This window comes from Roseburia sp. OF03-24 (assembly GCF_003463035.1).
GTDB lineage: Bacteria > Bacillota > Clostridia > Lachnospirales > Lachnospiraceae > Roseburia > Roseburia rectibacter.
Genome location: NZ_QSCK01000059.1, coordinates 1 through 7,942 on the forward strand (window position 1 = coordinate 1; position 7,942 = coordinate 7,942).

The 7,942-nt window shown below is 41.0% G+C and carries 7 protein-coding genes; all 7 read left to right on the top strand.

From position 1 onward, the window contains the following. The coding region (locus DXA60_RS18060; protein ID WP_147345411.1) for a PrgI family protein at window positions 1–390 on the top strand (390 nt) is incomplete at its 5' end. 92 nt (window positions 391–482) lie between these two features. Beyond that, window positions 483–2,858, top strand: coding sequence for a VirB4-like conjugal transfer ATPase, CD1110 family (locus DXA60_RS18065; RefSeq protein ID WP_117813352.1), 2,376 nt, complete (start codon window positions 483–485; stop codon window positions 2,856–2,858). Window positions 2,859–3,266: 408 nt separating this feature from the next. Next, window positions 3,267–4,034, top strand: coding sequence for a GNAT family N-acetyltransferase (locus tag DXA60_RS18070; protein WP_015516238.1), 768 nt, complete (start codon window positions 3,267–3,269; stop codon window positions 4,032–4,034). 58 nt (window positions 4,035–4,092) lie between these two features. Next, on the top strand, window positions 4,093–4,641 hold the full coding sequence (locus tag DXA60_RS18075; protein WP_015516237.1) for an AAA family ATPase: 549 nt from the start codon (window positions 4,093–4,095) through the stop codon (window positions 4,639–4,641). A gap of 216 nt (window positions 4,642–4,857) precedes the next feature. Then, window positions 4,858–6,795: a C40 family peptidase gene (locus DXA60_RS18080; RefSeq protein ID WP_117922653.1), complete on the top strand. Its 1,938-nt coding sequence runs from the start codon at window positions 4,858–4,860 to the stop codon at window positions 6,793–6,795. A gap of 50 nt (window positions 6,796–6,845) precedes the next feature. After that, entirely contained in the window at window positions 6,846–7,742 is an 897-nt protein-coding gene (locus DXA60_RS18085) for a hypothetical protein (RefSeq protein ID WP_055307261.1), read from the top strand. A gap of 27 nt (window positions 7,743–7,769) precedes the next feature. After that, a partial coding sequence (locus tag DXA60_RS18090) for a DpnD/PcfM family protein (protein WP_117922652.1) occupies window positions 7,770–7,942 on the top strand: 173 nt, incomplete at its 3' end.

Below are 7,942 nucleotides of genomic sequence, written 5' to 3' on the forward strand. Positions count from 1 at the left end.
CTTTACAAGTATATCGGTCTTACGGGTTCTGCTTATGTGGCAATTCCATGTGTGGCACCGATTGCTCTTGGCGGATTCTATTCCTTTAACGGGATGAATTTCTACGAGTATATGGGAAAGAAACTGCATTTTATGTTTGGTAACAGGGCACTTACCTATGTATCAACAGAGGGAGAGCCTGCAATAAAGCAGTTAGAAGCAGAACAGAATGAACAGGTAAAGAAGAAAGGCAGAAAGGCTGAACCGGAGACTGTAACAGCTGATTCGGCTGTAAAGAAGCAGGAGGAGTTTGAAGCAATGAAGAAAAAGACGAGAAACATGCTGTTTGGACTTGTCGCAGTCATCGTGGCGGCAGTAGCAGGCATTGCAGTATATAAGGCAATGCATTAGAAACGAATAGTATCTGACCGAAAGGTCGGGAACACAGCCCGCAGGGTGAAGTTCCCGGCGGGCTTTCATTATAAGAAAGCGAGGTTAGAGACATGGGTTTATTTACAGACGGATTTAAGTTATTAAAGAAGGCGAGTGAGCCTTTGTATAAGACACCTAAATCCATTCAGGAAACCATAGAGATTATGGCGGTGGCTGAAAACGGCATTTTTGAAGTGAGCAAAAATAAGTATTCCAAATGCTACCGCTTTCAGGACATCAATTACACAACAGCAACGGAGGATGAGCAGATCGGCATATTTGAGAGATACTGCAAGTTCTTAAATTCGCTGGACTGTAATTACAAGATTACGATCAATAATAAGAACAAAAACATGGATGAACTCCGTGACAAGGTTCTGATTGCTGAGAAAAATGATGGCTTCAATAATTACAGAAGAATTTACAATGACATCATTGAAGAGAAGATTATTGAGGGCAGACAGGGGATTGAGCAGGAGAGATACCTGACGATCACGATTGAGAGAAAGAATTTCGAGGAGGCAAAGGCACAGTTTGCTACCCTTGAGGCAACGATACACAAGGCTTTCATTGAGCTTGGGGCAGAGATTGTGCCGCTTAATGGCAATGAGAGACTGAAAGTGCTCTATGACTATTATCATCTTGGAGATGAGGGCAGCTTTGATTTTGATATCAAAAAGGCTAAGAAGGTCGGGGCAGATTTTAGAAATGATCTGTGCAATGGCATGGTGAAATATTTCCCAGACCATTTTGAGGATGAGAGTAAATTCTGCAAGGCACTTTTTATCAAAAAGTATCCGAGCAGTTTGTCAGACAGATTCATCAATGAGATTACTTCCCTTCCGGTTCATTCCATCACGAGCATTGATGTGGTGCCTGTTCCTAAGGATTTGACTACAAAGGTGCTTCAGAAGAAATACCTTGGTATTGAGTCGGATATCATTAAGCAGCAGAGAGTCCGTAATAAGAATAACGACTTTTCTACGGAAATTTCATATGCCAAGAGAACGGAGAAAAAGGAGATTGAGGAAATCATGGATGATGTCCGTGAGAATGACCAGTGCCTTTTCTTCGTGGGAGTAACCATTATTCTTATGGCAGAGAGCAAGAAGGAGCTTGAGAGTGTATGTGAGACAGTAGAGACTATCGGAAAACGTAACAGTTGCACGATTGATACACACTACTTAAAGCAGAGGGAAGCACTCAACACAGCACTTCCGATTGGAGTAAGACAGGTGGAGACAATGCGTACCCTACTTACCCAGTCACTTGCGGTGCTTATGCCATTCAATGTGCAGGAGCTTAATGACAGCACCGGAAACTATTATGGTATTAACCAGATCAGTAAGAATGTGAATATCGGCAACAGAAAGAAGCTCATTAATGGAAATGGCTTTGTATTTGGTGTGCCGGGTTCCGGTAAATCCTTCTTCTGCAAGATGGAAATGGGCAGCGTATTCTTGTCGGGAGATGATGAAATAATCGTCATAGATCCAATGAACGAATACTTTGATATTGCTGAGACCTATGGTGGAACAGTGGTAAATATGTCCACTTACACGGATAACTATGTGAATCCGCTGGAGATGGATGTATGGAGCCTTGATCCGAATGATTCCAAAGGAATGGTTAGAGAAAAGGGCGAGTTTATGCTTGGACTTTGTGAGCAGTGTATCGGGGACAGCTTAAATTCAAGACAGAAGTCAATCATTGATCGTTGTGTGAGAAAGCTGTATATCGACATTGCAAGGAGCAAAGAGAAGTATATCCCGGTGATGAGTGATTTTTACGATATCCTTATGGCACAGCCGGAGGATGAGGCAAAGGACATTGCATTGTCTTTGGAGCTTTTCGTAAATGGTTCACTTAATATCTTCAATCATCAGACAAATGTGGATGTGGATAACAGATTCACAGTATATGGCATCAGGGACTTAGGTACGGAGCTTAGTCCTATCACAATGCTTGTCATGATGGAGTCTATTCAGAACAGGATTGTTGAGAATGGCAAGAGAGGCAAGGCAACATGGCTCTATATTGATGAGTTCCATGTCTTACTTAATTCCGAGTATTCTGCAAAATATTTGCAGCAGCTCTGGAAGAAAGTGAGAAAACAGGGAGGTCTTTGTACCGGTATCACGCAGAATGTCGTCGATCTGTTGCAGAATTACACAGCAACCACAATGCTTGCAAACTCAGAGTTTGTGGCACTTTTAAAGCAGGCGAATACAGACAGTTCCAAGATGGCAGAGGTTATCGGAGTATCAGAGGCACAGCTTAGATTTGTAACCAATACTGCATCGGGAATGGGACTTATCAAGTGTGGCTCGGTGGTGATTCCGTTTGATAATCAGATTAGTAAGGATACGGATTTGTACAGGCTGTATAATACCAACATTCATGAGAAGATTGCGGAACAGAAGAAAAAAGAAGCAATGCTGCAGTGATAACAGATGAATTTTTATAGAATCTATAGTATAATCAAGAGGTCGGATGAATGTCCGACCTTAATGATAATAAAGTAGATATTCCCTATTTTAAAGAAAAAAGCATATAAGATTCGATATGAAAAATAAATAAGGAAGCAGTTCTAAAATGTATCATTTGTACCGGAGAACATGTGGCTGGATTTTAAGATATGCATATCGTACACTTTGACGAGAATATGTTGATTGGGGATGCAGCGGACCTGGATGCATTTATGGAAATGTATGGTGTGGAAGCAATTTCCAAGGAATATTTGTAATTATTAGGGAAAAGAAAATTTGAATTTGTCGGATTGGTAAATTCATATTTAGTGAATGATAACAATTTATAATTTAGTATTGGATAAAGAATAAAAAAGGAAGTAAGTTATGACGAATAAAGAAATAATGGATATAGCAATGCAGCAATCTGCATATGACACAAATGCAAAGGTTTCTGACTTCCTTCAGGATACAAATGTATTTGTTAAATCTGGAGTTGGACCTTTGGCAAGAAAATATTATAAAGAACCTATCGCTTGTAATTTTGTGTCTTATGGAAGCAATGTAGTTGCATCTGTGAAAGATGAATTTAAAGAAATAGTTGAAACATATCTGAGTAAGTTTGAATTTTATCATTGTTTTGAGACGCCTAACATGCACTGGCTTGATGAACGGATGAAAGAAAAAGGATATAGAGTATGTTTTATGGCAGAGTATTTTTTGCCGGATATGGAACGATTGAAAAGATTAGAGTGCAATTATGTCCTTAAAGTGTTAGAACAAAAAGATTTTGCAGATTTGTATCTTCCAATGTGGGGGAATGCATTGTGTGCAGATAGAAAAGAGTTAGATGTTCTGGGAGTTGGAGCATATGATGGTGAGAAGCTTGTAGGTCTCGCAGCGTGTTCAGCGGATTGTGATAATATGTGGCAGATAGGTGTCGATGTTTTGCCTGAATATCGAAGAATGGGAATTGCTTCATCACTAACAAGTAATCTTGCAATTGAAATAATTGAAAGAGGCAAAGTACCATTTTACTGCTGTGCGTGGTCAAATCTTAAATCGGTAAAAAATGCATTGCGCAGTGGTTTTGTGCCTGGATGGGTGGAAATGACGGTAAAAGCAGCAAGCTTAGTTGATGAAATGAATAAGTAATAAATTCCGATTTTCAGAACAATAATAAATCTTTATTGCTATTTAGTGAGGTGTAAATATGTCAACTGGAATTATGATAATTGGTCCATCTGGAAGTGGAAAGACAACACTTGGAAAAATAGTTGCACAGAAACTGGGATATCTATATTTTGATGTGGATGATTATATTTGGAAACAGAATACAGATAGTCCATATACACAAATGTATACGAGGGAAGAAAAGATTAGCAGACTGAACACTGATATTGCTCCATATGAACATTTTGTTATGGCTGGTTCGATGAGTTCCTTTCATTATGCATTTGATGATATGTTTAAAATGATGGTATTTCTTTATGTTGAACCAGATATTCGAATACAACGAGTTCATAAAAGAGCAATAGAGCGATTTGGAAGAAGAGTACTTGAAGGTGGAGATATGTATGAATCCCATATGAAATTTTTGAAAGATAATCGAAGTTATGAAGAAGATGGATCACCAAATATGAGAGAACAGAAAGAATGGATGACAAATATGTCGTGTGTAAAAATTGAATTGGACGGTGCTACGGACCTTGAAAGTAACGCAGATATTATTGTAAACAATTGGAGTGGGATAGTGGAATAAATTTTAGTTTATTCTCTCAATGGGGATAGCTTTGAAAATTGAAATTTTATCTATGTAAAGAACCCGCAAATTCCAGTTTCATGTTGCTTTTAATAATTGAATATTGAATGATTTTACATAGCCGTTAAGGAGTAATTTTTGCTCCCTAGCGGCTTATTTTATTTTTCAAAGTAGGAGGTGAGAAAATTGAAAATTAGAAAGGTTGATGACAAACCGATGGTCATTCACACCAAGGAGAAAGCCAAGATTCATGCCCACGAGCCAAAGGGTGCCAAGATTAAAGGCAGCAACATCTATACAGTAGAGAGAGGTCCGAAAGTGCATGATGCTAAAGCCAATGAAATGGATAAAAAAGCATCTGCAAAATTAATGCTTCAGAAAAGTGCTGGTGGAAAGCGTACTTATAGAAAGAGTACCATTCATCAATCGGAGGCTAAGGATAAAGGTCTTTCTAGGTTTAAGCGTAACATCAGAGAGTCAGGAACTTCCATCAAGACCAAGAACACCAATCTTCACATTGCAGGAAGAACAGGAGCACTTGCAGCTGGGGCAGTAACGGAGCAGGTGGAGGGCGGGCATGAGGTATCGCAGGCAGCATATCTTGCATATGAATCAAGCCGACCTGTTACCGGAACTGCTTCCAAGGGTGCAGCACTTTTCAGGAAAAAGGCGGCAGCCGAGGCAAGAAAGCGTATCAAGAAGGTAGAGGCAGGAAAGAAGCTGGCAAAAAGGACAGCAAAGAAAGCTGCCAAAGATACTGCCAAGACTGTAGCTAAAGAGACGGCAAAAGAAACAGCAAAGACTACTGCTAAGGTTGCAACAAAAACTGCGACAAAGGCAGCTGCTACGGCGGCAGGAACAGCGGTTGCACCGGGAGTTGGCACGGCAATCGGCATGGCAGCCGGATATGCTGCAGGTGTGTCCATAGAGGTCAAGGATGAAAAGATGACCAACCGGAGCAGGAAGATAAAGTTCTTTCTGGATAAGATGAGAGCACAGGAGAATCAGACGGACAGCGTGGCAAAGCTGGTAAAGGATCTGATTGTGCGAAAAGCGATTACCTGGGTAAAGGCAGCTGCACCGATTATCGGATTGGTGCTTTTATTACTTGTTCTTGTAGTTGCCATGATTGCGGTGCCGGTTATAGCGGTGATAGCAATCCTTTACAATTCTCCATTTGCTTTATTCCTGCCACCACTTGAATCAGGAGATACCGTGCAGACAGTAACGAGTGCTTATGTGCAGGAGTTTAACGGGGATGTGAATACGAAAGTGAATGAGCATACCGGATATGACCTTGGAGAGCTTGTATATGTGGATTATGAAGGTATGGAAGAAAACCCAAGCAATTACTATGACATCATGGCAGTCTATATGGTCAAGCATGGTGTCGGAGATACTGCAACAGTCATGAATGATACTTCAAAAGGCTGGCTGCAGGCAGTTGTAAATGATATGTGTTCATACACTACAAGTACAGGAACGAAAGATGTGGAAGAAACAGATGCAGATGGCAATGTAACTACTTCCACGAAGTCAGTTTTGTATGTGAATGTCACGCTGAAATCTTATCGGGATATGATTTCGGTCTATGGATTTAATTCTGATCAGGTGGAAATGCTTGAGCAGATCATGAGTCCGGAGTTTATGGGACAGCTTGGATATGCTGGAAGCGGAAGTGGCGGCGGAGGCGGAAGTCCGGGAGTAAGCTCCATGACTGAGGATGAAATCAATGCCATCCTAAACGAAATTACAGACAGCAAGCAGAAAACAGTCTGCTCCTATGCACTACACAGAGTTGGTTTTCCTTATAGTCAGGATTTAAGAGACAGCGGTAACTATTATGACTGCAGTTCCTTAGCCTATTATTCATGGAAGGATGCAGGCGTGGATATTAGTTACGGTGGGGCAACCACAGCGGCAGCGGAGGCACAGGGACTGGATGAAGCCGGAAAGACAGTCTCCTTTGATGAGTTACAGCCGGGAGACCTAATCTTTTATAGTTTTACAAGCAATGGAAGATATAAGAACATCAGCCATGTGGCAGTATATGTCGGAAATGGCAAAGTGGTAGAGGCACTTAATGAAAGTCTTGGTGTGGTCTACAGGGATGTGGCAAGCACAGGAAAGATTGTTGTGATAGGAAGACCATAACAGGAAATTTGCAGAGAGGGCATAGTCCCTCTCTGAGACTGGAGGTAAGAATGGATTTAAAAGATATGATACTGGTAACAGAAAACGACAGGGGAACAGAGACAAATATGCTGATGACTCTGGATGATTATAAGAGTTTTATAGCAGTTGATGACATGTCAGAGCTTGCAGACAATTTGTTGCAGCTTGGAAGAACACTTGGTGAAGCAGATAACTTCGCAGAGTATTACAGGGCAGCAAATGTAACTGCATCTGCGAGATTCTGTCTGGATGATATTCAGCTGGGGCACTTTCTTCAGGGACTTTATAACGATTCCAAAGAATTTCGGTTTGATAAAGAAGCCAGTTCTTCTGAATGTGTTGCAAAGCTTAAGGAGATTGGAATGACCGATAAGGGCTGGGTGGATGATTTTAACCTGCATTATGAAAGTGTGGACAGATCATTTGAAAGGGGACAGACATTTCATAACTTCAATGACCATGATTACATGGTGCTTGAAGCATTATCACCAAGGAATCTCGTGGTGATGGATATGAAGTCAGGTTCTCTTACAATCGCCCTTGGTGCGACAGAGTATAAGCGTTATCCGAAGGATGAGAAGCCTACAAAGGACAATACCACAATCGGAGTATCGTGGGAGCATGGCATTTATCTCGGTTCCACACTCTCAACCACGAATTTCAAGGCATACAAGAGGGAGTATGGCACACCGGAAAAGATAGAGGATATCTATGATTACAGGGCAAAGCTAAAGCAGAAGTTCTATTTTTATCAGGATATGTCAAAGGATGATGATGTGCCAAAGAAACTGCAGAATGATTTCCTTCACCAGATGTATGAGGATTTCGGAACGATTGAAGAGGACTGTTTTTACGACAGGCTGGAAGATGGAAAGTACGATGAGGGCTTTAAGGAAAGACAGGTAAAGGAAGAAAAGTGCCGGTGATGAGATTTTTACAGGAGGCGATATCATATGGAACAGGAATTTGATGTTGAGATAAAAGAAGTGCTTTCACGAGTACAGAAAGTAAAGGCAGAGTCGCTTGACGATGCCATCAATAAGGCAATGGATATGTATTATGCAGAGCAGATAGTCCTTGGAGCAGAGGACATGAAGGGAGTTGATTTTGCGCCTATCAGCGAAGG